General features: G+C 63.9%; 20 protein-coding genes. 9 read left to right on the forward strand and 11 right to left on the reverse strand.

From position 1 onward, the window contains the following. Positions 1 to 52 precede the first annotated feature (52 nt). From NKH22_RS25610 to NKH22_RS25645, 8 genes are all read right to left on the reverse strand, one after another. Positions 53 to 997: an ABC transporter permease gene (locus NKH22_RS25610; protein WP_023694455.1), complete on the reverse strand. Its 945-nt coding sequence runs from the start codon at positions 995 to 997 to the stop codon at positions 53 to 55. Continuing rightward, positions 994 to 2,049 carry an ABC transporter permease gene (locus NKH22_RS25615; RefSeq protein WP_023683937.1) on the reverse strand — a complete coding sequence of 352 codons (1,056 nt, stop codon included), beginning with the start codon at positions 2,047 to 2,049 and terminating at the stop codon, positions 994 to 996. Before NKH22_RS25615 ends, NKH22_RS25610 begins: the two co-directional genes overlap by 4 nt. Before the next feature lie 281 nt (positions 2,050 to 2,330). After that, positions 2,331 to 3,842 (reverse strand): ABC transporter ATP-binding protein, encoded by a 1,512-nt coding sequence (locus tag NKH22_RS25620; protein ID WP_352911563.1) that lies wholly within the window; start codon positions 3,840 to 3,842, stop codon positions 2,331 to 2,333. A gap of 173 nt (positions 3,843 to 4,015) precedes the next feature. Continuing rightward, positions 4,016 to 5,041: a BMP family protein gene (locus NKH22_RS25625; protein WP_023694458.1), complete on the reverse strand. Its 1,026-nt coding sequence runs from the start codon at positions 5,039 to 5,041 to the stop codon at positions 4,016 to 4,018. A gap of 128 nt (positions 5,042 to 5,169) precedes the next feature. Beyond that, positions 5,170 to 6,117 (reverse strand): ABC transporter permease, encoded by a 948-nt coding sequence (locus NKH22_RS25630; RefSeq protein WP_023694459.1) that lies wholly within the window; start codon positions 6,115 to 6,117, stop codon positions 5,170 to 5,172. A 2-nt stretch (positions 6,118 to 6,119) separates the two neighbouring features. Next, the gene (locus NKH22_RS25635) at positions 6,120 to 7,091 is read right to left on the reverse strand and encodes an ABC transporter permease (protein ID WP_023694460.1); all 972 of its coding nucleotides are present in this window, start codon (positions 7,089 to 7,091) and stop codon (positions 6,120 to 6,122) included. 1 nt (position 7,092) lies between these two features. Further along, positions 7,093 to 8,610 (reverse strand): sugar ABC transporter ATP-binding protein, encoded by a 1,518-nt coding sequence (locus tag NKH22_RS25640; RefSeq protein ID WP_352911566.1) that lies wholly within the window; start codon positions 8,608 to 8,610, stop codon positions 7,093 to 7,095. Positions 8,611 to 8,658: 48 nt separating this feature from the next. Then, the gene (locus tag NKH22_RS25645) at positions 8,659 to 9,672 is read right to left on the reverse strand and encodes an ABC transporter substrate-binding protein (RefSeq protein WP_023736805.1); all 1,014 of its coding nucleotides are present in this window, start codon (positions 9,670 to 9,672) and stop codon (positions 8,659 to 8,661) included. 204 nt (positions 9,673 to 9,876) lie between these two features. Here NKH22_RS25645 and NKH22_RS25650 point away from each other — a divergent pair, with 204 nt between their 5' ends. The 9 genes from NKH22_RS25650 to NKH22_RS25690 all read left to right on the forward strand — a co-directional run bounded on the left by NKH22_RS25650 (position 9,877) and on the right by NKH22_RS25690 (position 23,552). Next, entirely contained in the window at positions 9,877 to 12,297 is a 2,421-nt protein-coding gene (locus tag NKH22_RS25650; protein ID WP_023736804.1) for a glucan 1,4-alpha-glucosidase, read from the forward strand. Between the two features lie 41 nt (positions 12,298 to 12,338). Next, a complete protein-coding gene (gnd, locus tag NKH22_RS25655) occupies positions 12,339 to 13,352 on the forward strand; it encodes a phosphogluconate dehydrogenase (NAD(+)-dependent, decarboxylating) (RefSeq protein WP_023683928.1) in 1,014 nt (337 codons plus the stop codon). Positions 13,353 to 13,375: 23 nt separating this feature from the next. Continuing rightward, positions 13,376 to 14,749, forward strand: coding sequence for a glucose-6-phosphate dehydrogenase (gene zwf / locus NKH22_RS25660; protein WP_352911568.1), 1,374 nt, complete (start codon positions 13,376 to 13,378; stop codon positions 14,747 to 14,749). A gap of 117 nt (positions 14,750 to 14,866) precedes the next feature. Beyond that, on the forward strand, positions 14,867 to 15,571 hold the full coding sequence (locus tag NKH22_RS25665) for an ROK family protein (RefSeq protein WP_023736802.1): 705 nt from the start codon (positions 14,867 to 14,869) through the stop codon (positions 15,569 to 15,571). Positions 15,572 to 15,785: 214 nt separating this feature from the next. Further along, positions 15,786 to 16,250, forward strand: a complete 465-nt coding sequence (locus tag NKH22_RS25670; RefSeq protein ID WP_023687743.1) for a Ros/MucR family transcriptional regulator — start codon at positions 15,786 to 15,788, stop codon at positions 16,248 to 16,250. A 133-nt stretch (positions 16,251 to 16,383) separates the two neighbouring features. Next, positions 16,384 to 17,484 (forward strand): aminotransferase class I/II-fold pyridoxal phosphate-dependent enzyme, encoded by a 1,101-nt coding sequence (locus tag NKH22_RS25675; protein ID WP_023736801.1) that lies wholly within the window; start codon positions 16,384 to 16,386, stop codon positions 17,482 to 17,484. A gap of 158 nt (positions 17,485 to 17,642) precedes the next feature. Beyond that, positions 17,643 to 18,884 carry an MFS transporter gene (locus NKH22_RS25680; RefSeq protein ID WP_023670472.1) on the forward strand — a complete coding sequence of 414 codons (1,242 nt, stop codon included), beginning with the start codon at positions 17,643 to 17,645 and terminating at the stop codon, positions 18,882 to 18,884. A gap of 361 nt (positions 18,885 to 19,245) precedes the next feature. Beyond that, positions 19,246 to 20,352 (forward strand): efflux RND transporter periplasmic adaptor subunit, encoded by a 1,107-nt coding sequence (locus NKH22_RS25685; protein WP_050589163.1) that lies wholly within the window; start codon positions 19,246 to 19,248, stop codon positions 20,350 to 20,352. Further along, positions 20,349 to 23,552 (forward strand): efflux RND transporter permease subunit, encoded by a 3,204-nt coding sequence (locus NKH22_RS25690; protein WP_023745388.1) that lies wholly within the window; start codon positions 20,349 to 20,351, stop codon positions 23,550 to 23,552. The genes NKH22_RS25685 and NKH22_RS25690 overlap by 4 nt, the downstream gene beginning before the upstream one ends. A gap of 30 nt (positions 23,553 to 23,582) precedes the next feature. Here NKH22_RS25690 and NKH22_RS25695 read toward each other — a convergent pair whose 3' ends face one another. From NKH22_RS25695 to NKH22_RS25705, 3 genes are all read right to left on the reverse strand, one after another. Next, positions 23,583 to 24,218, reverse strand: a complete 636-nt coding sequence (locus tag NKH22_RS25695) for a LolA family protein (RefSeq protein WP_023821976.1) — start codon at positions 24,216 to 24,218, stop codon at positions 23,583 to 23,585. Between the two features lie 56 nt (positions 24,219 to 24,274). Further along, a complete protein-coding gene (locus NKH22_RS25700) occupies positions 24,275 to 24,538 on the reverse strand; it encodes a YMGG-like glycine zipper-containing protein (protein ID WP_023670477.1) in 264 nt (87 codons plus the stop codon). 188 nt (positions 24,539 to 24,726) lie between these two features. Next, on the reverse strand, positions 24,727 to 25,443 hold the full coding sequence (locus tag NKH22_RS25705; RefSeq protein ID WP_352911571.1) for a glutamine amidotransferase: 717 nt from the start codon (positions 25,441 to 25,443) through the stop codon (positions 24,727 to 24,729). Between the last annotated feature and the right edge of the window lies 1 nt (position 25,444).

Below are 25,444 nucleotides of genomic sequence, written 5' to 3' on the forward strand. Positions count from 1 at the left end.
TTTCCTCTCCCCCGTCGATCGGGGGAGAGGAAGGGCGCCAAGTCCTACTCGCTTACCGCTCTTCTCGTCGAAACGGCTTCAGCAGCGCCGACGGCGCAACCGCGTTGCGTGACATCACGGCCATCGCGACGATGGTGAAAATGAACGGCAGCATCAAGAACGTCTCATAGGGAATATGCCCGAGGCCGCTCGCCTGCATGCGCAATTGTAGCGCATCGACGAAGGCGAACAGCAGCGCCGCGCCCGCAGAGCGCCACGGGTCCCAGCGGCCGAACACGACCAGCGCGATCGCCACCCAGCCACGGCCCGACACGACACCAAAGGTGAAGGCGTTGAACTGTGCCATGGTGAGGAAGGCGCCCGCAAGCCCCATCAGCGCACCGCCGAGGATGACCGCCTGGAAGCGCGTGGCGATGACGCTGACCCCAGCGGAATCAGCGGCGCGCGGGTTCTCGCCGACCATCCGCACCGACAGCCCCCAAGGCGTGCGGTAGAGCACGAAAGCAGCGAGCGGGATGGCAATGATTGCCAAGTAGACCAGCGCAAACTGGTTGAAAACCGCTGACCCCAGAACCGGAATATCCGACAGCAGCGGGATCGGCACCGTCTGAAAACCCTTGATGCTGGGCGGCACCGATTGCTGGCCGAAGGTCAGACGGTAGAGGAAATAGGCAAGGCCGGACGAGAACAAAGTAACGCCGATGCCGCAGACATGCTGGCTGAGGCCGAGCGCCACGGTGAACAGCGCATGCAGCGCACTCATCGCCATGCCGGTCAACACCGCGGCCAGCACGCCGAGCCACAGGCTGCCGCTGAGGCTGGCGGCGGTGAAGCCGGTCATCGCGCAGAGCAGCATGATGCCTTCGATACCGAGATTGAGCACGCCGGCCCGCTCGGAGAACATCTCGCCCAGCGTGGCAAATGCCAGCGGCGTGGCGATGCGGATAATGGCGGCGAGGAAGCCGACCTGAAAGATCTGTTCGAACACCGCGCTCATAAGGCGGCACCGACGCGGCGGATGCGATAGGCCGTGAACAGCAGCGCCACCAGCATGGCGAGCAGCGCCGTGCCCTGGATGACATCGCTGAGGAACGCCGGCACGCCGGTGGCGCGCGACATCGCTTCGGCGCCGGTCATCACGGCGGCCAGGAAGATCGCCGCCGGTACGACGCCGAGCGGATTGAGCCTGGCCAGCATGGCAACGACGATGCCGGAATAGCCATAGCCCGGCGAAATGTCGCTCATCACCTGGAAATGCACGCCGCCGACCTCGCCGACGCCGGCAAGCCCGGCCAGCGCGCCCGACAGCAGCGCCGTCGAGATCAGCACCCGCTCGACATGTATGCCGCCATAGCGGGCGGCTTCCGGGCTTTCGCCGGTGACCCTGATCCGGAAGCCGAGCGTGGTGCGCACGATCAGGAACCAGATCAACGGGGCCGCGATCAACGCGGCGATGACACCCAGATGCAGCCTTGTGCCTTCGAGCAGCACCGGGAAATTCGCCGAATCCTCGATCGGCGGCGAGATCGGATAGCCGCTGAACGAGTCCTTCCACGGCCCCTCGATCAGCGCCATCAGCGCATAGTAGATGACCGAGTTGAGCAGCAGCGAGCTGACGACGTCATCCACCTTGAATTTGACCCTGAGCGTCGCGGGCACCAGCGCTACCGCGGCACCGGCAGCAGCGCCCGCCAGCGCCATCGACAGGATCGCCAGCGCGCCCGGCATTGGGATGGCGCCGACGAAGCAGCTGGCCACGGCGCCGGCCAGCAATTGGCCCTCGGCGCCGATGTTCCAGAATTTGGCCCGGAAGGCGACGGCCACAGCCAGCCCGGTGAAGATCATCGGGGCGGCGCGCACCAGCGTTTCGGTGATGGCATAGCTGTCGCCGAACGAGGCCGACAGCATCACGCCATAGGCCTCAAGCACGCCGGCGCCTGCCAGCGCGATGAGGCCGCTGCACAGGACCAGCGCTGCGCCGATGGCCAGCAGCGGCAAAGCGAGATTGAACCAGGCGGGGGTGGAACTGCGGGCTTCGAGGCGGAACATCAGCTATGCCCCTCCGCCGCCCAGACGGTCGCGCCGCCCTTCATCCGCCTGCCGGCACCTTCTCCCCGAATAGACACGGGGAGAAGGGATCCGGGCCCTATGCAACTCCCCTCTTGCAGCTGTGGTGATTGGCGAAACCATGGGTGAGAGCCCCTCTCCCCGTCTCTATACGGGGAGAGGATGCCGGCAGGCAGGTGAGGGGCAGCGCTGACGCTTAAAGTCAGCCAAAAGCGGGCAGTATTATTTGAGGTTTCTGCGAGGAACCGAGTGAGAAAGTCCATCTAGGCTCTGCCCTCCGCCCCGGTCATCAGCAGCCCAAGCCGCGCGATGGTCGCATCGGCGCTGTCCAGCGTGCCGGCGATGCGGCCCTCATACATCACCGCGATGCGGTCGCAGAGCACCAGCAGCTCTTCGAGATCCTCGCCGATGACGATGATCCCGCAGCCCTTGGCACGCATGTCGAGGAATTTTTCGTGGATGAAGCGGGTGGCACCGATGTCGAGGCCGCGCGTCGGCTGCGAGACGATCAGCACCTTCGGGTCGAAAGCCAGTTCGCGCGCCAGCAGCGCCTTCTGCAGATTGCCGCCCGACAGCGCGCCGGCGCGGGTCATCGGCCCGGGGCACCTGATGTCATAGGCCTTGATCTGTTCTTCGGCGAAGGCGCGGATCGCATCTGGCTTGAGCAGGCCCCGGCTGCTGAAAGCCGCAGTACCAATGCGCGGCAACACCATGGAATCGGCGAGCGGCAGATTGGTGACCAGCCCGGTCGTCATACGGTCTTCCGGGATGCGGCCAAGGCCGAGCGCCTGCACCTCGCGCGGCGAGAACCGCGCAACAGGTTTGCCGGCTATCGTCATCGCGCCGGCGTCGGGCGCGCGCGTGCCGGAAATCACCTCGGCCAGCGCCCGCTGGCCATTGCCGGAGACCCCGGCAATGCCGAGGATTTCGCCCGCGCGAACGGCAAGCGATACGTCGCGCAGCGGCGTCCCCGAATGCCGTGAGGTGGAAATACCGTCGAGCGTCAGCACCGCCGCGCCTGGGGTCGAAGGTCCTCTTGCCGGCGGCACGATCTCATGGCCGCACATCAGCTGCGCCATTTCTGCCGATGTCGTGTTCGCCGGATCGTCGACACGGCCGGCGACGCGGCCATGCCGCAACACGGTGCAGCGATGGGTGAGCGCCCGCACCTCGTTCAATTTATGCGAGATGAAGATGATGCCGAGCCCCTGCGCCGCCATCGAGCGCAGCGCCGAAAACAGCCCGTCGACCTCGCTCGGCGCCAACACCGCCGTCGGCTCGTCGAGGATTAACAGCCTGGCGCCGCGAAACAGCGCCTTGACGATTTCGAGCCGCTGCTGCTCGCCGACCGACAGCGCGGAGACAGGCAGGTTGGGGTCCAGCGTCAGCCCATGCTGACGGCTGATGTCGGACAACCGGGCAAGTCCGCCGGCGCGGTCGATGCGGCCGGATTTGCCGGGAATGCCAATCAGAAGGTTTTCCAGGACCGTCAGCCTTGGCGCCAAATGAAAATGCTGGTGCACCATGCCGATGCCGGCGGCCAGCGCATCGGCCGAACTGGTGATCCGCACGGTCTTGCCCTGGATAAGAATTTCGCCGGCATCCGGCGCATAGGCGCCGAACAGCACATTCATCAGCGTCGTCTTGCCGGCGCCGTTTTCGCCCAGCAGGCCGAGGATCTCACCTGGGGCTACGCTTAGATCGACAGCCTCATTCGCCTTGACGGCGCCGAAGCTCTTGGTGATGGCGCGCATTTCGATGAGAGGGGCGGACAAGGATGCTCCTGCGGAGATACCCCTCCCCCTCGAGGGGAGGGTGCCGAGCGAAGCGAGGCGGGTGGGGTCACCTCAACTGCCTCAACCCATGACTTAGCAGGATGGAGCACTTCGCGGAGGACCCCACCCGGCCCTGCGGGCCACCCTCCCCTCAAGGGGGAGGGTACGCCGAGCTAATCCGAAACCGGCGTGTTCTCATCCACATCCACCCGGAAATTGCCTTCCAGGATCTCGGCCTTCTTCTTCTCGACCAGATCCTTCACATCCGCCGGCAGCGTCTTGTCGAATTTATGGTAGGGCGCCAGGAACGACCCGCCCTTGGCCATGCGCGAGAAATCGCCATAATCCTGCGCGGTGAAGACACCGGCCTTGACCAGCTTGATCGCCTGCTCGACCGTCGGATACATGTCCCAGACCGGCCCGGTTATGACCGTGTCGGGGCCGAGGCTCGACTGGTCGGACATGTTGGAGATGGCGAGGATCTTCTTGTCCACCGCCGCCTCGATGACGCCGAAGCGCTCGGCATAGATGACATCGACGCCGGCATCGATCTGGGCGACCGCCGCTTCCTTGGCCTTGGGCGGATCGAAGAACGAGCCAATGAAGGCGACCTTCTTCTTGATGTTGGGATTGACCTCCTTGGCGCCGGCAAAGAAGGCGTTGACCAGCCGGTTCACTTCCGGAATGCCCATGGCCGCCACCGCGCCGATCGTGCCCGACTTCGACATCTTGCCGGCGATCATGCCGGACAGATAGGCCGGCTCGTGGATCCAGTTGTCGAAGACGCCGAAATTGGGCTCGGCCGGGCCGGCGCCCGAGCCGAACAGCCATGCCGTCTTCGGGAACTGCTTTGCCGTGCGGCGCGATTCACGCTCGGCGGCGAAGGCGTCGCCCAGCACCAGCTGGTACCCGCCTTGCGCATATTCGCGCATGACGCGGCTGAAATCGGCGGTCTGCACCTTTTCCGACCATTTGTATTCGATGCCGAGTTCCTTCTCGGCCTTCTGCAGGGCGACGTGGATCTGGTTGTCCCACGGCTCCTCGATCGGCGTGGCGAAGATCGCCGCCACCTTCAGCTTCTTGTCCTTGGCGAGGGCTGCACCCGGCAGCATGGCTGCGGCCAGGCCAAGTGCGCCGAGTTCCAGCACGTCGCGCCGCGACAGGCCGGTCGATTGCGATTTGTTTTTCCGGTTTTCCATCTAGTGCCCCTCTGTTTGACAGCCGTGTCGAGCCGACTGTTCCGAAATCAGACGCGGAACTATGGAACGGGTGCGGACTTTTGTCCACATGGTCAAATTTGGCGGGACTGCTGCCGGGCTCACGCCTTTTAGCGCAGCGCTTTCTCGCCGCCGGCTACGGTGATGACGCCGACGATGATCAGCCCGGTCAGCAACAGCCGAACGCCGGCGCTGACGCCGAACGTGTTGAGCATGGTCAGAAGCAGCACCAGGAACAGCGCCGCGCCCCAGACACCGGGAACATTGGCCTTGCCACCGGCGACCGAGGTGCCGCCGATGACGACGACGGCGATCGAGGCCAGCAGGTACTCGTTGCCGATATCGACATTGGCGCCGCGGAAATAGCCGGCGAGCAGCGCCCCGTCCATGCCGCCGAGCGCGCCCGACAGCGTGTAAGTCAGGAAGCGGGTGCGGCCGACATTGACGCCGGCAAGCCACGCGGCGCGGATGTTCTGGCCGATCGCCAGCACCGAGCGGCCATAGATCATGCGCTGCAAGGCGATGGCCGCACCGATGCTGAACAATACGGTAAGGATCGCCAGCACTGGAATGCCCAGGATTTGCCAGTTCGCAAAATCGGCAAAGCCGGGCGGCGGCTTGATCTGCAGGCCACGCCCATAGCTGATGTCGATCGACTGGATGATGAAGCTGGCCGACAGAGTGGCGATGATCGGCGGGATCCTCAGCGCCCAGATCAGGAGATAGTTGACGGCACCGATGGCGGCGCCGCAGGCGAGCGCGGCGAGCAGCCCGACCACGATCATGGAATCGCTGCCGCCCATGACCTTCATGGCGACGGCACTGGCGAGCCCGATATTGGCCGGCAGCGACAGGTCGACATTGCCTGGCCCGAGCGTGATGACGAACATTTGGCCGACTCCGACGATGACGGTGAACACCGCCAGCGACAGTGCCGCCGTGACCATGCCACCGCCGCCATAGCCGCCGGTGAAAGCGATGGTCGCCAGCCAGACGAACATCGCGCCGATGAACGACCATATCCAGGGTTTGGCGGCCAGCGATTTAACCAGCGTCATCGCTACCTCTCCCTGCGGCTGATCAGGACGCGGGCTGCCAGCACGATGATCAGGATGGCGCCGTTGGCGGCGACCTGCCAATCCGGCGGAATGTGCATGAAGGTGAGCAGAGGCGATGCCGCCAGCGCCAGTGTCAGCGCGCCGAGCACGGCGCCGATCGGCGACACCCGGCCGCCGACGAACTCGCCGCCGCCGAGAATGACGCCGGCGATCGCCAGCAGCGTGTAGCCATTGCCGATATTGGCGTCGGCCGAGGTGGTGATGCCGATCAGCGCCATGCCGGACAGAACGCCGAATAGGCCGGTCAGCGCAAACAGCACGATCTTGGTTCGAAGCAGCGACCAGCCAGCGCGCCTGAGCGCCGCCGGATTGCCGCCGGATCCCCGCAGGATGACGCCATAGGAGGTGCGCATCAGCCCAAAATGCACCACCGCTGCGATCGCCAGCGCGGCGATGATAGGGAACGGAATGAAGGGCGGCTTGAAGGCCATCAGCGACAAGAGCCAGTCCGGCGCCTTGCCACCGGGCTTGGGCAGCACCAGAATGGCAAGCCCCTGCCAGACGAAGCTCATGCCCAGCGTCACCACGATCGACGGCAGATTGCGCAGATGGATCAGTGCGCCGAGCAGCGCATAAACGCCTATGGAGCCGAGCAGGATGATCACGCCGAGCAGCGGCGCGTCCTTCAGCCAGGTCGCGGTGACGCAGCCGACAAAGCCGACAAAGGTGCCGATCGACAGATCGAGCTCATTGCCGGCGATGACGAACATCTGGGCGATCGTCGCCAGCGCGATCGGAATAGCGAGGTTCAACATCAGGCTGAAGCCGAAATAGCTGATGGCGCGTGGGTTGAGCCAGGCGATGGCGATAACCACCAGCGCCAGCGACAGCGCCGGCAACAGGCTGCGCAGCAGGCGCGCGCGGGCCGCGCTGCTGCGCGGCGAGGACGTAGGGCCGGGAGCGACTGCCGTCATCTCAGGCCGCGTCGCCGAATGAGGACTGGATGATCTTTTCCTCGGTCAGCTCGTCGCGCGTGAGATTGGCGACGATGCGGCCGTTCTTGAAGACATGGATGTGGTCGCAATTGTCGAGCTCTTCGGTCTCGGTGGTGTACCAGAGGAAGGTCCGGCCCTTGGCCGCCTCCTCGCGCACGAGATCGTAGACCTCAAGCTTGGTGCCGATGTCCACGCCGCGCATCGGATCGTCCATCAGCACGATCTGCGCATCGGAACCCAGTGCGCGGGCAAACAGCGCCTTCTGCTGGTTGCCGCCGGACAGCGAGAAGATGTTGTTGGTCATGTCAGGCGTGCGGATGCCGATCTTCTGCTTCCAAAACTCAGCAAGCTCGGCCTCGCGCTGCGGCGAGATCAGCAACCCTTTGCGCAGCCGCGCCAGCGAGCGGATGCCGATGTTTTCGGCAATAGACCATTGCGGGAAAATGCCGTCCGATTGGCGGTCTCCGGCCACCAGCGCCACCGGGGCGGTCACCTCGATATCAAGCCTTCTACGCGTCGCGGCGGCAAAGATCGCCAGCAACAGGTCGGTCTGGCCCTGGCCGGCAAGCCCGGCAAGCCCGATGATCTCGCCGGCGCGAGCGACAAGCTCCTTGCCGTCCTGCTGCCGCTCGGGCCGCGCCCGCACCCTGAGCGGGCCCGCCGCCGGCCTGGCGGCGATCTCCGCCGCGATCTTCTCGCGCGCTTCCGCGCCGCCCATGGTGGCCACCAGCCGGTCGCGGTCGAACGCTTTTGCAACGTCCGTGGCGACCACCTTGCCGTCGCGCATGACCACGATGCGGTCGGCATTCTGCAGCACCTCGCCCAGCACATGCGAGATCAGGATGCAGCTGCCCCCGGTGGCTACGAAACGGCGCACGAAGGCAAGCAGCTGGCCCGCAGTATGCGCGTCCAGCGAAGAGGTCGGCTCGTCGAGAATGACCAAGTCGAGCGGATCGCGCGTCACCGTGAAGGCGCGCGCCACCTCGACCATCTGCCGCCGGCCGATGGAGAGATCGCCGGCAATGTCGTCTGCCGAGATGCCGTGATCCGGAAAGATTTCGTCCAGCTTGGCGGCAATGAGAGCAGCCGCCTTGCGTCGCCAGCCGAAGCCGGTGAGCGCCGGATGGTTGATGCGCGTATTCTCCGCGATACTGAGGTTAGGGCAGAGCGACAGTTCCTGGAACACGCAGCGTATGCCGAGTTTCAGCGCGCGCGCCACCGAGTAGTCGGTTTCGGCATTGCCACGCACCGCGATCTCACCGCCATCGGGCTGCAGCGTACCGGCCACCATATGCATCAGCGTCGATTTGCCGGCTCCGTTGTGGCCGACCAGCCCGACGCATTCGCCTGATACAACATGGAAGTCGACGCCGTTAAGCGCCCGAACGGCGCCGAAATGTTTTTCGGCGCCGTTAAGCCTGATGATGTCCAAATGGGCGGCGCCGAAATGTTTTTCGGCGCCGCCCAGTCTGATGATGTCCGTATTGGCCTCAGGCATGCTCAACGATATCCGGTCGGTCATGCCGCTGGCAATGAATGCAATGCATCACTTGATATTGGCTTTGATCGCCGCGATTGCGTCTTGCTGGCTGTATTCGTGGGTGGCGACGCCGCCCTCCTTGATTTTCGGCAGCTCGGTCTCGAAATTGTCCTGGGTAAAGGCGAGATACGGCACCAAAAGGTCATGCGGAATGTCGGTGCGGCCGTCGAGCACCTGCTGCGCCACCCAGAAGGCCAGCGACGACACGCCGGGCGCGATCGAGGCCGACCAGGTCTGGTAGCCATCCTTGTCCTTCTGCTCCTTCCACCATTTCAGCTCGTCCTGGCGGTTGCCCATGATGATGGTCGGACGCGGCTTGCCTGCGGCGGCAAAGGCTTGTGCCGCGCCATAACCGTCACCGCCCTGGTCGACGATGCCGACGATGTCGGGCAACGAAGGCAGGATCGTCGCGACCGCCTTCTGCGCCGTCGTCTGGTCCCAGTCGCCGGTCACCGAACCGACGATCTTGAACTCGGGATGGGCGGCGACGCCTTCGAGGATGCCGGCATGGATGGCATCGTCGATCGAGGTGCCGGCAAGGCCGCGGATTTCCAGCAAATTGCCGCCCTTGGGCTGGAACTTGGCCATCTGCTCGACTTCCTGCTTGCCCATGTCCTTGAAGTCGACGACGACGCGGTAGGCGCAAGGTTCGGTGACCGTCCCGTCGAAGGAGACGACGACGATGCCGGCATCGCAGGCCTGCTTGATGGCGCCGTTCAGCGCATCCGGCGATGCGGCATTGATGACGATGGCGTCATAACCCTGCAGGATCAGGTTCTGCACCTGGGCAGCCTGCGTCGGCACTTCCTTGTCGGCGGTGGTGAAGATGTCGGCGGCGCCGACGATCTTGTCCTCCACCGCCTTCTTGGTGACGATGCCGTAGCTGTCGAGCATCGCCTGGCGCCACGAATTGCCGGCGTAATTGTTGGAGAAGGCGATCTTCTTGCCGCTGGTGTCGGCAAGCGCCGTGCCCGAGGCGAGCATCGCCGCCAGAGCGCTCAGGACGAGCAGTTTCTTCATGTCATAATCCTCCCATGGATTGTCGGCCCCGCCGACTGTTGCTGATGGTTTTGGCGTTGGCTGCCTGTTTTTTATCTATTGTCAGACAAATGCAGATGAGCTCGCTTGTCAACTGCGATCGGTTACGCTTTGGCGATCAACTTCAGGTGCGATGATTGAAAAGCCTTCGCCTGCTGGTCTAGGGAAGGGCCCAGGAGACCATGCATGGCAGCGACGCCGCCGACCCTTCCCCCCAGTGCACCCAAAAGAATGGGCGCGCCCGGAATTCCGGCGCGCTGGACGTCAAGCGCCAAGAGCGGCGTAGGTGCCGCGCTTTCGACGGCGAGCCGCGTCTGGTTCACGCTCAGCCATGGCATCGTCAATGAAGTCTACTATCCCGGCCTCGACAGCGCCTGCACGCGCGACATGGGACTGCTGGTCACCGGTCCCGGCGGCTGGTTTTCCGAGGAGAAGCGTGACGCCACACATGCCATCGAGCCGTTCGAGGACGGCGTGCCCGCCTACCGGCTGATCAACGCGACGGCGCGTTACCAGATCGAAAAGCGCATCCTGGCGGATCCGGCGCGCCCGGCCTTGCTGCAGGAAACCAGCTTCACGGCACTCGAGGGCGTGGCCACGGACTACCGCGTCTACGCCCTGCTGGCGCCGCATCTGGTCAATGCCGGCATGGGCAACACCGCCTGGACCGACGAGCACAAGGGGAGGCCGATGCTGTTCGCGTCCGGGCGCGGCACCTGCCTGGCGCTTGCATCCTCGCTGCCCTGGGGTGATTGCTCGGCCGGCTATGCAGGCTTTTCCGACGGCTGGCAGCAACTCAGCCGCGCCGGCCGGCTCAATCCGGCCTGCCAAAGGGCGGAGGACGGCAATGTCGCGCTGACCGGCGAGATCGGCTTTTCCTTACGCAACAGCAAAGCCTTGCTTGCGCTTGGGTTTGGGGCAACGCCGGATGAAGCGGCCGAAAACGCCGCCGCCAGCCTGAAACGCGGGTTTGAGCCGGCGGCAAAGGTCTATGTCGCGAAATGGCGGAAATGGCAGGCAGGCCTGACGGCGCTCGACCACCATGATGCATCCGGCCTCAACACCTACCGCGTCAGCACAGCGGTGCTGGCGACACACCTGTCGCTGGCGAGGCCCGGTGCGGCCGTCGCCAGCCTGTCGATCCCCTGGGGGTTCAGCAAGGGCGACGACGACCTTGGCGGATATCATCTGGTCTGGCCGCGCGACCTCGTCGAAACTGCGGGCGGCTTCCTCGCCGCCGGCGATCCGGCGCAGGCGCTTGAGATCCTCGCCTATCTCCGTTCCATCCAGCAGCCGGACGGCCACTGGCCACAAAATGTGTGGCTCGACGGCTCGCTCTATTGGCCGGGCATCCAGATGGACGAATGCGCCTTCCCGCTGCTGCTTGCCGATGCGCTGCACCGCGCCGGCCACCTGCCGCGCGCAAAGCTCGCCGCCTTCATGCCGATGGTCGAGAAAGCAGCGTCCTATATCGTGCGCAATGGCCCCGTCACCGGGCAGGACCGCTGGGAAGAGGACGCGGGCTACAGCCCATTCACGCTCGCCGTCGAAATATCGGCACTGCTTGGCGCCGCCGATCTGTTCGACGTCAACGGCAAACCCGAGCCGGCTAACTATTTGCGCGAGGTCGCAGATTGCTGGAACGACCAGATCGAGCGCTGGACCTATGTCAGCGGCACACCGGAGTGCCACGAGGCTGGCGTCGACGGGTACTACATCCGCATCGCGCCGGCCGACGCTTCAGGCGCCGCATCGCCGAAGGACGGCTTCGTACCGATCAAGAACCGTCCGCCGGGCGATACCGACAAGCCGGCCGAAGCGATTGTCAGCCCGGACGCGCTGGCGCTGGTCCGCTTCGGCCTCAGGGCCGCGGACGATCCGCGCATCGTCGGCACGGTCAAGATCATCGACGCGCAACTGCGCTGCGACCTGCCGCAAGGGCCTCTATGGTACCGCTACACCAGCGACGGTTATGGCGAACACGCCGACGGCGCCCCCTTCGACGGCAACGGCCAGGGCCGACCCTGGCCGTTGCTGGCCGGCGAACGCGCTCACTACGAGCTGGCCGCCGGCCGCAAGGACAAGGCGGCAAGCCTGCTCGACACATTCGAGGCTTCGGCTGGGGTGGGCGGTCTGCTGCCGGAACAGGTCTGGGACGGCGCCGACATACCGGAGCGCGAATTGTGGCTGGGCAAGCCGTCGGGCAGCGCCATGCCGCTGGTCTGGGCGCATTCGGAACACATCAAGCTGTTGCGCTCGCTCCGCGACGGCGCCGTCTTCGACATGCCGCCGCAAGGCGTCAAGCGCTATGTCAGGGACAAGACCGGCTCGCCGCTGAGGATATGGCGCTTCAACAACAGGCTGCGCACCATGGAAGCCGGCAAGACGCTGCGGGTTGAACTGCTGCAGCCGGCACTGATCCGCTGGAGCGGCGACCAGTGGCAGACCAGCCATGAAATCAACACGTCCGTGAATGTCTTTGGCGTCCATATGGCGGATCTGCCGGTGACCGATATTCCGCGAGGTAATACGATCGTCTTCACTTTTTTCTGGCCCGACGGCGACCGTTGGGAGAATGTCGACTTCACCGTCGGCATTGAGAACTAACTCGCCAGCAATTTCTTTCCTCAAGCGACTAGGACAACACCATGCAGATCGGAATGATGGGACTGGGCAGGATGGGCGCCAACATGGTGCGCCGCCTGATGCGCGACGGCCATCAATGCGTCGTCTACGACATCAACCCGGCAAGCGTTGCCGCCCTGGTTGCCGATGGTGCCATCGGCGCCGCATCGATGGAGGAGTTCGTCGGCAAGCTTTCCAAGCCGCGCAGCGCCTGGCTGATGCTGCCGGCGGCGATCACCGGCAAGATCGCCGACCAGGTGGCAGCATTGATGGAGCCCGGCGACATCATTATCGACGGCGGCAATTCCTATTATCACGACGCTGTCGACCAGGCGGCCGAGCTTGCGGCCAAGGGCCTGCACTATGTCGATGTCGGCACCAGCGGCGGCGTTTGGGGCTTGGAGCGCGGCTACTGCCTGATGATCGGCGGCCCCGATACGGCGGTCAAACACCTCGATCCGATCTTCGCCACGCTGGCGCCCGGCGCCGATGCCGGCGCCACGCCCGACAAGGCGGGCGGGACCGCACCCTTTGGCTACCTGCATTGCGGACCGAGCGGCGCCGGCCATTTCGTCAAGATGATCCACAACGGCATCGAATATGGCGTCATGGCCGCCTACGCCGAAGGCATGAACATCCTGAAATCGGCCAATGCCGGCAAAAGACAGCGCACTGCCGACGCCGAGACCAGCCCTTTGGAAAACCCGCAATACTATCAGTTCGACATCGACCTGCCGCAGGTGGCCGAGGTCTGGCGCCATGGCAGTGTGATCGGCTCCTGGCTGCTCGACCTCACCGCCGGCGCTCTGAAGAGCGACCCGGCATTGGCCCAGTTCGGCGGCCGCGTCTCCGATTCCGGTGAAGGCCGCTGGACGCTGAAGGCGGCGATCGACACCGGCGTGCCGGCGCCGGTTCTGTCCTCGGCTTTGTTCGACCGCTTCTCCTCGCAGGGCGAATCCGAATTCGCCGACAAGCTGCTGTCGGCCATGCGCTATGCCTTTGGCGGCCATGTCGAAAAGCCGAAGGCCGGCAAGTGAAGGCCGCAGGGGAGACGCGCAAGATGAGCCCGGAACGGTCCGACACGCTGGTGCTCTTCGGAGCAACCGGCGACCTTGCCCACAAGAAGATATTTCCGGCCCTCTACCAGATGGTAGCCAAGGGGACGCTGACCGAGCCGGTGATCGGCGTCGCCTTCGATGCCTGGGACATCAACCAATTGCAGGCGCGGGCCCGCGACGGCATCGTCAACGCTCTCGGCAAGATCGACGAAAAGATCTTCGCCAAATTCGCCAGTCTGCTGCGCTATGTCAGCGGCGACTACCGCGACGGCGCGACCTTCGAGAAGCTGAAGACGGCGCTCGGCTCGGCGCAGCGGCCGCTGCACTATATGGCGGTGCCGCCGACCATGTTCGAGACCGTTGTCCAGGGGCTGGAGCAATCCGGTACCGCGCATGGCGCGCGGCTGATGGTGGAAAAGCCGTTCGGCCACGATCTCCAATCGGCGCGCTGGCTGAACCGCGTGCTGCATCTGGTGTTCGAAGAGCAGTCGATCTTCCGCATCGACCACTATCTCGGCAAGGAGGCGATCCAGAACCTGCTCTATTTCCGCTTTGCCAATTCCTTTCTCGAGCCGATCTGGAACCGCAACTTCGTCGAAAGCGTACAGATCACCATGGCCGAGGACTTCGGCGTCGAAGGCCGTGGCAAATTCTATGACGATGTCGGCGCTATCCGCGATGTGATCGAGAACCATCTGCTCAACATCCTTTTGCTGCTCGCCATGGAACCGCCGGTCGGCCGCTCGGCCGACGATCTGATCGACGAGAAGGTGCAGGTGCTGCGCGCCATCCGCACGCTGACCAAGGACGACGTCGTGCGCGGCCAGTTCACCGGCTACCTCGCTGAACCCGGCGTGAAGCCGAACTCGCCGGTCGAAACCTTTGCTGCCGTGCGCTTCATGGTCGACACCTGGCGCTGGCAGGACGTGCCGTTCTTCATCCGCACCGGCAAGAACATGCCGGTGCATGTGACCGAAGTGATCGTGCGGCTGAAGCGGCCGCCGCTCGACGTCTTCGATCCGATCAAGCCCAGCGACGCAAATTACGTGCGCTTCCGCATCGACCCGCAGGTGGCGATCTCGATCGGCGCGCAACGCAAGGCGCCCGGCGACGATATGGTCGGCGAGCAGGTCGAGCTCACCGCGCTCGACGATTCGAAGGGCGACATGCCGCCCTATGAGCGGCTGATCGGCGATGCCATGAACGGCAATGGCCAATTGTTCACCCGCCAGGATGCCAGCGAGCTTGCCTGGCGCATCGTCGGCCCGGTGCTGGGCGACACCACGCCGCCGCATATATATGAGCCGAAGACCTGGGGGCCTGCCGACGCCATGGCCAGCTTCGGGCCGCCCAACGGCTGGATCAATCCGACTTGAGCAATTCCAGGAAAGTGCGAGCGGTTTTTCCGTCCGGAATTGCGTAAAAACAAAGAGTTGGAGCATTCCCCCGTTTCCCTGAAACGGGGAACGCGCCAAGTGAGCGGAGGAAACGACATGGCCAAGGCAGCCAGGCCCGCGAAGGCCAAGGCGGAACCGATCGTGCTGACGATCGATGTCGGCGGCTCGCACGTAAAAATCCTCACCAGCGCAGGCGGCGAGATGCGCCGGGCCGATTCCGGACCGGATCTGACGCCGCAGCAGATGGTCGCCACGGTGAAGACGCTGGCCGAAGGGCTGCCCTATGACGTGATCTCGATGGGCTATCCCGGCCCGGTCAGGCACAACAGGCCTTCGCTCGATCCCGCCAATCTCGGCAAGGGCTGGGACGGCTACGATTTTGCCGCCGCCTTCGGCAAGCCGGTCAAGGTCGTCAACGACGCGCTGCTGCAGGCGATCGGCAGCTACGATGGCGGGCGCATGCTGTTCCTCGGCCTCGGCACCGGCCTGGGCGCGGCGATGATCCTCAACAATGTCGGCCAGCCAATGGAACTGGCGCATCTGCCGTACCGCAAGGGCGGCAGTTTCGAAGATTATGTCGGCGAGCGCGGCCTGGAGAAATACGGCAAGAAAAAATGGCGCAAATACGTTGTCGACGTCGTCGAGCGGCTGCGTGCGGCGCTGCAGCCGGATTATGTCGTCATCGGCGGCGGCAATGTCGACAGACTGGATGAATTGCCCGCCACATCCAGGCGCGGCGACAATACGCGCGCTTTCGAGGGCGGTTTTCGACTATGGCGCGACAAGGCGCTGATCGTCTGATAGTATTAAAATTCAGTATAGTTGTTCAAAATGACGTGTGGCGCGATACGAAGTCATTGCGTTACGCAGATTTGGCGATTAGATCGGTGGCACCGGATGGAATCATCTGGCGCAACCGCACATATGCGGCAAGACAAATGACTAGAGCGGATTTCCGGCTCCGCTGGGACCACTCTGGGAGTTTCCGCCACCCCCCTAGCGACGGAGAGATAAATTGGCCGACGACAGCAACGACTCTGACAAGGACATCGACCTGCTCGAGCTTACCGCCCATATCGTGTCCGCTTACGTCGAGAAGAACCGCTTGCCCGTTGCCGGCCTGAGCGATCTCATCGCCAGCGTTGCGGCGTCGATCGGCGGGCTCAGCCAGCCGCCGGCCCCAGTGGCGGCGCCGCAGATCCCGGCCGTCAATCCCAAGCGGTCGGTGACGCCGGATTACATCATCTGCCTCGAGGACGGCAAAAAATTCAAATCGCTGAAGCGCCATCTCGGCGTCCATTTCAACCTGACGCCGGAAGCCTATCGTACCAAATGGGGCCTGCCGGCCGACTATCCGATGGTTGCCCCCAACTACGCGGCGTCGCGCTCCGAGCTGGCCAAGTCGATCGGCCTCGGCCGCAAGGCTGCAGTGGCCGCGCCGGCGAAAGCCAAGGGTCGGAAGGCCAAAGTTCCGGCCTGAGTGGGATCAGCGCCTCGGCCCTGAGCCAATCGTTTGGACGACTGGAACAGAAGCCTGCCGGCGAATGAGCCTTGGCAGGCTTCGTGCTTTTGTGGCTTGGATACACCACAGAGATTGCTTTGGGGGAGCAGCGATGAACTACGCCAGAATGGTGATCGAGAAAGAGGCGCCGGAGGAATACGGCTACGATCGCATTCGGTTCAATCTCTCCGAAAGCTCGATCGCCGATCAGAAACTCTCCGACGTCGGCCTGTCGCTGCCGGATCTCACGCTGTTCTACGGCGAGCATCGCGGCGACAAGGAGTTGCGGGCGCTGATCGCGGCGCAAGACAAAGGCATCTCCGCTGACGATGTTCTGGTGACCGCCGGTGCGGCGGGCGCGCTCTTCATCATTTCGACCTCGCTTCTGTCGGAGCGCGACCATCTTGTCGTCGTCCGGCCGAACTACGCCACCAACATCGAGACCCCCAAGGCGATCGGCTGCGCCATCTCCTATGTCGATCTCGATTTCGACGCAGGCTTTGCCATCGATTTCGGCCGCGTCGCCGCCAGCATGCAACCGAACACCAAGCTGATCAGCGTCACCTGCCCGCACAACCCGACCGGCACGATGATGGGCCGGGCCGATCTCGACGCGCTGATTGCGCTGGCCGAAGCGAGCGGCTGCCATCTGCTGGTCGACGAGACCTATCGCGACCTCTCCTATGGACAGCGCCTGCCGGCGGCGGCTTCTCTCAGCCCCAAAGCGATCAGCGTCTCGTCGCTGTCGAAAGCCTTCGGCATTCCCGGCATCCGCATTGGCTGGCTGATCACCAGCGATGCCGAACTGCAGGAGCGCTTCCTCGCCGCCAAGGAGCAGATCGGCATTTGCGGCAGCGTCATCGACGAAGGCATTGCGCGCGGCATGCTGGGGCGCCGCGACGCTTTCTTGGGCGCGCTGCTGCCCGAGATGGCGAAACGCCGCGACATCGTGCAAGACTGGATCGACCGCGAGCCGCTGGTCGACTGGGTGCGGCCACAAGGCGGCGTCGTCGGATTTCCAAGGCTCAATGTCAGTCCAGACTTCGACCTCGACCGTTTCTACGTCAATCTCTTGGAAAACCACGGCACCTATGTCGGTCCCGGCCACTGGTTCGATATGCCCAAGCGCTTCTTCCGCGTCGGTTTCGGCTGGCCGAAAGAGGCGGAATTACAGGGCGGCCTCGACGCCATCACCGCCGCGCTGAGGCAGTAACGTCCGCGTGCAATCGGGCGAGCGGCTGGAAAACCACTTGATCCAGGCCCGATTTTCACGCATACGCGCCCCGAACTTTGATAAGTTTCATTGGCCGGAACAGCGCCCATTTCCGGGAAGTGCCCCGCCGGCCAATGCAAGCAACGGGGCCTGTATCCATGACATCCCATTCCCATACACCGCCTGACCGGCGTTACGCCGCCTTCCGCCATCGCTCCTTCCTGAGCTATTGGGCGGCGCGTTTCCTGACCACCTTCGCCACCATGATCGTGTCCGTCGCCGTCGGCTGGCAGATCTATGATCTGACGCGCGATCCCTTCGATCTCGGCATTGTCGGCATCGTCCAGTTCCTGCCGTCGCTGCTGCTGGTGCTGGTCACCGGCGTTGTCGCCGACCGTTTCGGCCGCCGCCTGATCATGGCGCTGGCGACGGTAGTCGAGGCAGGTTGTGCGCTTGTCCTGTTGTACTTCACGCTGCGCGGTCTCGTCAGCCCGCTGCCGATCTTCATCGTGCTGGCTATGTTCGGCCTGGCGCGCGCTTTTTATGGGCCGGCCTCGTCGTCGCTGTTCGCCAACCTTGTTCCGCCGGAAGATTTCGGCAATGCGATCGCCTGGAACTCGTCCGCCTGGCAAACGGCGACCATTGTCGGCCCGGTCGCCGGCGGCCTGCTCTATGGCGTCTCGGCCGAAGCCGCTTACGCCGTTGCCTCCGTGCTGATGCTGGTGGCCGGTCTGCTGATCTTCACCATTCCGAAACCGGCCCAGCAGAGCGCCACCGACAAGCCGACGATGGAGACGCTGTTTGCCGGCTTCCGATACATCTGGAGCGAGAAGATCGTCCTGGGCGCCATCTCGCTCGACCTCTTCGCCGTGCTTCTGTCCGGTGCCTCGGCGCTGCTGCCGGTCTATGCCCGCGATATTCTGGAACTCGGCCCGTGGGGCCTCGGCCTGCTGCGCTCGGCGCCCGGCATCGGCGCCATCTGTGTCGCGGTCTGGCTTGCCGGGCATCCGCTGCGCGACAGTGCCGGCAAGATCATGCTCGGCTTCGTCGCCGGGTTCGGCGCCTTCACCGTGCTGTTCGGCGTCTCGACCATCACCTGGCTGTCGATCCTGGCCCTTGCCGGCCTCGGCGCCACCGACATGTTCAGCGTCTATATCAGGGAGACGCTGATCCAGCTGTGGACACCCGACGAGGTGCGCGGCCGCGTCAACGCCGTCAACCAGGTCTTCGTCGGCGCCTCCAACGAAGTCGGCGAGTTCCGCGCCGGCACCATGGCGGCGCTGATCGGCACCGTGCCGGCGGTGGTGATCGGCGGCGTCGGTGCGATTGCCGTCGCCGGACTGTGGGCGGTGCTGTTTCCGCAACTGCGAAGGGTGCGGCATCTCAACAGCCGCAACTGATCGAGTAAGCCGCAGGATCCGGCGCTCGGTCCAAATCAGCTTGCGCCGATGACGGCTGAGATGGGCCGGAAGCGGATGGGCCGGTTCTGGGCGAACTAGCCAGATGGCGGGGCAGCCACAGGGTGGACATTTCAGTCCATATGGAAAATGATTATGTTGCCATGCACAATACTGCAGTGCTCTGGTCTCGACGAGAAACCTTAAATATAGAAGAGAACCACCCGACCTCCGGGTCCAGCTAGCGGGGACGCAAATGGACACTTCAGGGAATCGGCAATCGCATCGCGACGCAAGCGGGCGACCCAGCCGATCGGTCGGCTGGCTGGCCCGCTCCGCCGTCCCAGTGGCATTCCTGCTCGGCATGGCTTTCAGCAGCAACGCGTTTGCGCAGGACCAGCAACTGCCGGTGGTGACGGCGGCCAAGCCGGTGGTGCGTGAAATCGTCGAAGACGACGAGTTCGTCGGGCGCTTCGAAGCCGTCGACGAGGTCGCCATCCGTTCGCGCGTCAGCGGCTATCTGGACAACATCAGCTTCCAGGACGGCGCACTGGTCAACAAGGGCGACCTGCTCTTCACCATCGACCAGCGTCCGTACCAGGCGGCCTACGATGCCGCCAAGTCGCAAGTAGACGTCGCCAAGTCCCTGCTCGAATTCTCCAAGATGCAGTTGGATCGCGCCGATGAACTCGCCAAGACCGGCAATATCTCGGCCGCGACGGTCGACGACCGTCGGCGGGAATACCTTTCGGCGCAGGCGCAGATGCAAGGCGCGACGGCTGCGCTGACGACGGCCAACCTGAACCTGGAGTTCACCGAGATCAAGGCGCCCTTGTCCGGCCGCATCGACCGCCGGCTGGTGTCGGTCGGCAACCTCGTGCAGCCGGATTCCACCTTGCTGACGACTATCGTCACGCGCGATCCGATCGACTTCTATTTCGACGTCGATGAGCGCCTGTATTTCAGCTACGCCCGCGACGCGAAGGAGCGCGGCGGCAGCATGCAGGAAGGCGCCGGCGGGCTCGAGGTGGTGGTTCGCGTCGCCGACCGCGCGGAGGCGGTATTCAAGGGCAAGCTCGATTTTGCCGAGAACCGGATCGACAACGCGACCGGCACCATGCGGGTGCGTGCAAGGTTTGCCAACGCCGACGGCGTTCTCCAGCCAGGCATGTTCGGGCGCATCAACGTGCCGGGGTCGCTGCCGCATAGCGGCGTCCTGGTGCCCGACGAGGCGGTCGGCGCCGATCAGGATCGCCGCATCGTGTACCTGGTGGATGAGGCCGGGATGGTGTCGGCGAAGCCCGTGCGCACCGGCCCGCTTCTCGACGGCTACCGGGTGATCCGCGCGGGCCTGACCGGCGACGAGACGATCATCGTCAACGGGCTGATGCACGCCAGGCCCGGCACCAAGGTGAAAGTCGAGATGGTGACGTTGCCGCCCAAGGTCGAGACCGCCGGGTTGCAGCAATGAGGTTCGCCCATTTCTTCGTCGACCGTCCGATCTTCGCATCGGTGGTTTCGATCGTCCTGCTGATCCTCGGCGGGATTGCCTATACCCAGCTGCCGATCGCGCAATATCCCGAGATCGCGCCGCCGACCATCGTCGTTCGCGCCCAGTACCCGGGCGCCGACGCCGAGACAGTGGCAGCGACGGTGGCAACGCCGATCGAGCAGGAGATCAACGGCGTCGAGGGCATGCTTTACATGTCGTCCTATTCGTCGGGCGACGGGGCGATGGCGCTGACCATCACCTTCAAGCTAGGCACCGATCTCGACCAGGCGCAGGTGCTGGTACAGAACCGCGTGTCGGTCGCCGAGCCGCGCCTGCCCGAAGAAGTCCGCCGCCTCGGCATCACCACCATCAAGAGCTCGCCCGACCTGATGATGGTCGTGCACATGCTGTCGCCCGACAATACCTACGACCAGCTCTACGTCTCGAACTACGCCCGCTCGCGGGTGCGCGACATACTGCTCAGGTTGGACGGCGTCGGCGACCTCATCATCTTTGGCGAACGCGAATATTCGCTGCGCATCTGGCTCGATCCGGAAAAACTGTCCGCCCTGGGGATGACCTCGGGCGATGTGGTGCAGGCGCTGCGCGACCAGAACGTCCAGGTGTCAGGCGGCTCCATCGGCGCGCCGCCGACCAATACCGGCACGGCGTTCCAGTACACGGTCACCACGCAAGGCCGCTTCAACGACGCACGGGACTTCCGATACGTGATCGTCAAATCGGCCGAAGACGGCCGCCTGATCCAGCTGCAGGACGTGGCGCGCATCGAGCTCGGCGCCAAGGATTACGTCACCAACTCCTATCTCAACGGCAAACCGGCGGTGGCGCTCGCCATCTTCCAGCGGCCAGGCACCAATGCGCTCGCCGCAGCCGCGGAGATCCAGGACAAGATGAAGGAGCTTTCCCAGGACTTCCCGAAGGGATTGAGCTACGACATCGTCTACAATCCGACCGAGTTCGTCGCCGAGTCGATCCAGGAGGTCTACAAGACGATCCTCGAGGCGATGGTTCTGGTCATCATCGTCATCATCGTCTTCCTGCAATCGTGGCGCATGGCGATCGTGCCGATCGTGGCGATCCCCGTGTCGCTGATCGGCACGCTGGCGGTGCTTTACGCCGCCGGCTTCTCCCTCAACATGCTGACGCTGTTCGGCCTCGTGCTGGCCATCGGCATCGTCGTCGACGATGCGATCGTCGTGGTCGAGAACGTCGAGCGAAATATCGCCAGCGGGCTGGCGCCCAATCCGGCGTCGCATCTGACCATGGACGAAGTCGGAACGGCGGTCATCGCGATCTCGCTGGTGCTGATAGCCGTGTTCGTGCCGACAGCCTTCATTCCCGGCATTTCCGGGCAGTTCTACCTGCAGTTTGCGATCACCATCGCGGTGTCGACGGCGATCTCGGCATTCAATTCGCTGACGCTCTCGCCGGCCTTGGCCGCGCTGCTGTTCAAGCCGCACCACACTGCTGCGGCGCCGCCGCGCTTTTTCCTGGCGCGGTTCGGACGGGCGCTCGCCGACGGCTTCAATCGCGGCTTCGACAAGGTCGCCCATTGGTATTCGAGCATCGTGCGCGTGTTGGTCGGCTCGCGGATAGCGATCGCCGCCACGCTGGCCGTTTTCGCGGCCCTCATCTACGCCACGGTCTATATGGTTCAGACGGTGCCGCGCGGTTTCATTCCGTCGCTCGACCAGGGCTATGCGATCGTCGTCGTCCAGTTGCCGGACGGCGCCTCGCTATCGCGGACCGATGCCGTCATCCAGCAGGCGTCGCAGATCATCCAGAAAACGCCGGGCGTCGACTACGCGGTCGCCTTCGCCGGCTTCTCCGGTGCCACCTTTACCAATGCCAGCAACGCGGGCGTGATCTTCGCCAGGTTCAAGCCGTTTGACGAGCGACTGGAAGCCGGCCAGTCCGCGACCCAGGTCATCGGCAATTTGTTCGGCAGCCTGCAAAGCATCAAGGAAGCCTTCATTATCGCACTGCCGCCGCCGCCGATCCGCGGCGTCGGCAATGCCGGCGGCTTCAAGCTGCAGATCCAGGAGCGCAACAGCGCCGACATGCGGCAGATCCTGGCGCTTGCCTATGAAATTGCCGGCAAGGCCAACAAGACGGCGGGGCTGACCGGCGTGTTCACCACCTTCTCCGCGTCCAGCCCGCAATTCTTCCTGGCGATCGATCGCGACAAGGCGCGCATCCTGAACGTGCCGATCCCCAACATCTTCGAGACGCTGTCGATCAATCTGGGCACCGCCTACGTCAACGACTTCAACGCTTTCGGGCGCGTCTACCAGGTGCGCGCGCAGGCCGACCAGGCGTTCCGCCTCGATCGCGCCGACATCTTGAAACTGAAGGTGCGCTCGGCGACCGGCGCGCTGGTTCCGCTGGGCACGTTGATCGAGATCCGCGACGTCACCGGCCCGGCGCTGGTCCAGCGCTACAACATGTACGTCTCCGTGCCGCTGCAGGGCAACGCCGCGCCCGGTGTTTCCACCGGCGATGCGCTTGCCAAGATGGAAGCGATCACGGCACAGACGTTGCCGGCCGGTACCTCCTACGAATGGACCGAACTCGCCTATCAGGAGCGCAACACCGGCAATGCCGCTGTCTATATCTTCGGACTGTCGGTGCTGTTCGTGTTCCTGGCGCTGGCGGCGCAATATGAAAGCTGGGTGCTGCCGTTCGCCATCGTGCTGGTGGTGCCGCTCGGCGTGCTCGCAGCGTTGCTCGGCGTGTCGTTCCGAGGGCTGGACAACAACATCCTCGTGCAGATCGGCCTCATCGTGCTGATCGGGCTTGCCGCCAAGAACGCGATCCTGATCGTCGAGTTCGCGCGGCAGGCCCAGGAACGCGGCCTGTCGGCAGCCGAGGCTGCCGTCGAAGCCTGCCGGCTCAGGCTGCGGCCGATCCTGATGACCGCCTTCTCGTTCATCCTCGGCGTCGTGCCGCTGATGATCGCGACGGGCCCGGGCGCGGAAATGCGCCAGTCGCTCGGCACCGCGGTGTTCTCCGGCATGCTGGGCGTCACTTTCGTCGGCCTGTTCCTGACGCCGGTGTTCTACGTCACGCTCAGGTCGCTGTTCTCACGGCGCAAGCCGCATGCCGAGGCCGAGTCTTCGGCACCGGCAGAGGTGCCGTCCGAGACGGCCGCCGAGTAGTGTTACACGGGCAGTTCGTGGCGCTGCCGACTATTTCGTTTTGGTGTTGAATTCACGGTTTGCAGCATAGTTGATAGTGAAGGTGCCCGCAGGAGCGCGAACGCCCTGCTTCACGTTGGATATGGTGACTGTCGAGGTAAGGCCCCTCTCGTCAGTCAGGGTCCATCTGCGTAGATCGAGCGATTCCCTGTCAAACACCATAGTGATATTCGAATTGCCGAAGGCCGACTTGTCGGCCAGCCTGATGATCACCTGGGCGCCATCGTCCCTGATACTTTTGAGGCGATTGCCGGAAAAGTTGACCTGATTGTCGAGGAGCAGCTTGAGCGGCGTCTTCGAGAGAGCATAAAGCCGCGATGTCTTGAGCTTCTTGTTATAGACCACCAAGGATTTTCCATCTGCAATTACGCTGACCCCTGATTGGCCTGCATAGTTGAACCGGATCTTGCCCGGCCGCTGGAGGAAAAATTTCCCTTTGGTCCTTTCCGCTCTTGGGCCCGACTGGACAAAGTCCCCGGACATGGACTTTACCGATGAGAAGTGATCGGCAATCGTCTTCGCTTCTACAGGTGCGGCCAAGGCCGCGGTCGAAAGTTCGGCGTTTATCGCGACAGCGCTGACAACGGCGAACCAGAAAGCCCGCAGTCTTTTGCTGTTATATGCCATTCAGTTATCCTACCCCGAAAAGACGCGTGATCGAAAGAGATCACGCGTCTTTGAGATCAGTAGCCGTCCGGGCACTGAGCAACGTAAACTCGACCGTTCCGACCGCGATATCTGCACTGGCCGGCTTCGCTGGCGTGCCCGATGACCGCCCCGGCCAGCGCTCCGACCGCCCCGCCAACAACCGCCCCTTTTACCGGGTCGCCGGCCACTGCTGCGCCTACAGCTGCGCCACCCAAACCACCGACGGCAGCGCCTTGTTCGGTGCGGGAGCATGCCGCGAGCGGAATGAGTAGGCTCAAAATGAGCAGCGTCTTCTTCATTGGTTCTCTCCTGGGGCCGTTATTAGCCGAAGCTTAAATGCGCCACGGAGTTTTTCGATCCATCGGAGTGTTTGGGGCGCAATCCAAATCTGCGGGAACGGGCTAAGGTCCCGGATCCATCGTACACGCCTCCCAGAGGTAAGTCGTCTTTGGGCAAGCTCGGCCGTTCAGAGTAGTTGGATTTTGCTCTATCCCTCAGTAGGCTTGCCGAAGATCAGGCTCAAAAATTCGCTCAGCCAGCGCTTGAGGTGCATATCCCAGATCAGCCGGCCGCCGAGATGGTCGCGGCCGGGCTGCGCGCCGGGCAATTCGAAACGGTGCGCGCCGCGCACCACCCAGCGCTGCATCATCAACCGGGTCAGTTCGCCATGGAACTGGATGCCCCAGGCATTGTCGCCATAGCGAAAAGCCTGGTTGGGGTAGGTTTCCGCAGTCGCCAGCAGCGTCGCATCCCTGGGCAGCGAAAAGCCTTCGCGGTGAAACTGGTAGACCATGTCGGGCCAAGGCAGCAGCTTCTTGCCGGCTTCGGTCGGCTTCAGCGGATACCAGCCGATCTCGACCAGCCCCTCGCCATGCCCCTCGACCTTGCCGCCGAGATGATTGGCCAGCATCTGCGCGCCAAGGCAGATGCCGAGGAAGGGCCGGTTCTCCTTTAGCGGAACATCGAGCCAGTTGGTCTCGCGGCGGACGAACTCATCTTCGTCATTGGCGCTCATCGGCCCGCCGAACACCACGGCGCCGGCGTGTCCCTCCAGCGTCTCCGGCAGGCTGTCGCCGAGAGGCGGCCGGCGGATGTCGAGGTCGAAACCTTCCTCGAGCAGCATGTGGCCAACCCGGCCGGGGCTCGAAGTCTCCTGATGCAGCACGATCAGGACTTTTGGTTTCGAGCTCGGTCTGGGCGGCATG

This window comes from Mesorhizobium sp. M1252 (assembly GCF_040318265.1).
GTDB lineage: Bacteria > Pseudomonadota > Alphaproteobacteria > Rhizobiales > Rhizobiaceae > Mesorhizobium.

What these genes read in the sequence shown, in the direction of transcription:
- NKH22_RS25700 (WP_023670477.1), bottom strand. Translation starts at nt 24,538, where the DNA reads ATGAAGAAGACGCTGCTCATTTTGAGCCTACTCATTCCGCTCGCGGCA.
- NKH22_RS25635 (WP_023694460.1), bottom strand. Translation starts at nt 7,091, where the DNA reads ATGACGGCAGTCGCTCCCGGCCCTACGTCCTCGCCGCGCAGCAGCGCG.
- zwf (WP_352911568.1), top strand. Translation starts at nt 13,376, where the DNA reads ATGAGCCCGGAACGGTCCGACACGCTGGTGCTCTTCGGAGCAACCGGC.
- NKH22_RS25650 (WP_023736804.1), top strand. Translation starts at nt 9,877, where the DNA reads ATGGCAGCGACGCCGCCGACCCTTCCCCCCAGTGCACCCAAAAGAATG.
- NKH22_RS25690 (WP_023745388.1), top strand. Translation starts at nt 20,349, where the DNA reads ATGAGGTTCGCCCATTTCTTCGTCGACCGTCCGATCTTCGCATCGGTG.
- gnd (WP_023683928.1), top strand. Translation starts at nt 12,339, where the DNA reads ATGCAGATCGGAATGATGGGACTGGGCAGGATGGGCGCCAACATGGTG.
- NKH22_RS25610 (WP_023694455.1), bottom strand. Translation starts at nt 997, where the DNA reads ATGAGCGCGGTGTTCGAACAGATCTTTCAGGTCGGCTTCCTCGCCGCC.
- NKH22_RS25705 (WP_352911571.1), bottom strand. Translation starts at nt 25,443, where the DNA reads ATGCCGCCCAGACCGAGCTCGAAACCAAAAGTCCTGATCGTGCTGCAT.
- NKH22_RS25695 (WP_023821976.1), bottom strand. Translation starts at nt 24,218, where the DNA reads ATGGCATATAACAGCAAAAGACTGCGGGCTTTCTGGTTCGCCGTTGTC.
- NKH22_RS25615 (WP_023683937.1), bottom strand. Translation starts at nt 2,049, where the DNA reads ATGTTCCGCCTCGAAGCCCGCAGTTCCACCCCCGCCTGGTTCAATCTC.
- NKH22_RS25675 (WP_023736801.1), top strand. Translation starts at nt 16,384, where the DNA reads ATGAACTACGCCAGAATGGTGATCGAGAAAGAGGCGCCGGAGGAATAC.
- NKH22_RS25640 (WP_352911566.1), bottom strand. Translation starts at nt 8,610, where the DNA reads ATGCCTGAGGCCAATACGGACATCATCAGACTGGGCGGCGCCGAAAAA.
- NKH22_RS25625 (WP_023694458.1), bottom strand. Translation starts at nt 5,041, where the DNA reads ATGGAAAACCGGAAAAACAAATCGCAATCGACCGGCCTGTCGCGGCGC.
- NKH22_RS25645 (WP_023736805.1), bottom strand. Translation starts at nt 9,672, where the DNA reads ATGAAGAAACTGCTCGTCCTGAGCGCTCTGGCGGCGATGCTCGCCTCG.
- NKH22_RS25680 (WP_023670472.1), top strand. Translation starts at nt 17,643, where the DNA reads ATGACATCCCATTCCCATACACCGCCTGACCGGCGTTACGCCGCCTTC.
- NKH22_RS25685 (WP_050589163.1), top strand. Translation starts at nt 19,246, where the DNA reads ATGGCTTTCAGCAGCAACGCGTTTGCGCAGGACCAGCAACTGCCGGTG.
- NKH22_RS25630 (WP_023694459.1), bottom strand. Translation starts at nt 6,117, where the DNA reads ATGACGCTGGTTAAATCGCTGGCCGCCAAACCCTGGATATGGTCGTTC.
- NKH22_RS25665 (WP_023736802.1), top strand. Translation starts at nt 14,867, where the DNA reads ATGGCCAAGGCAGCCAGGCCCGCGAAGGCCAAGGCGGAACCGATCGTG.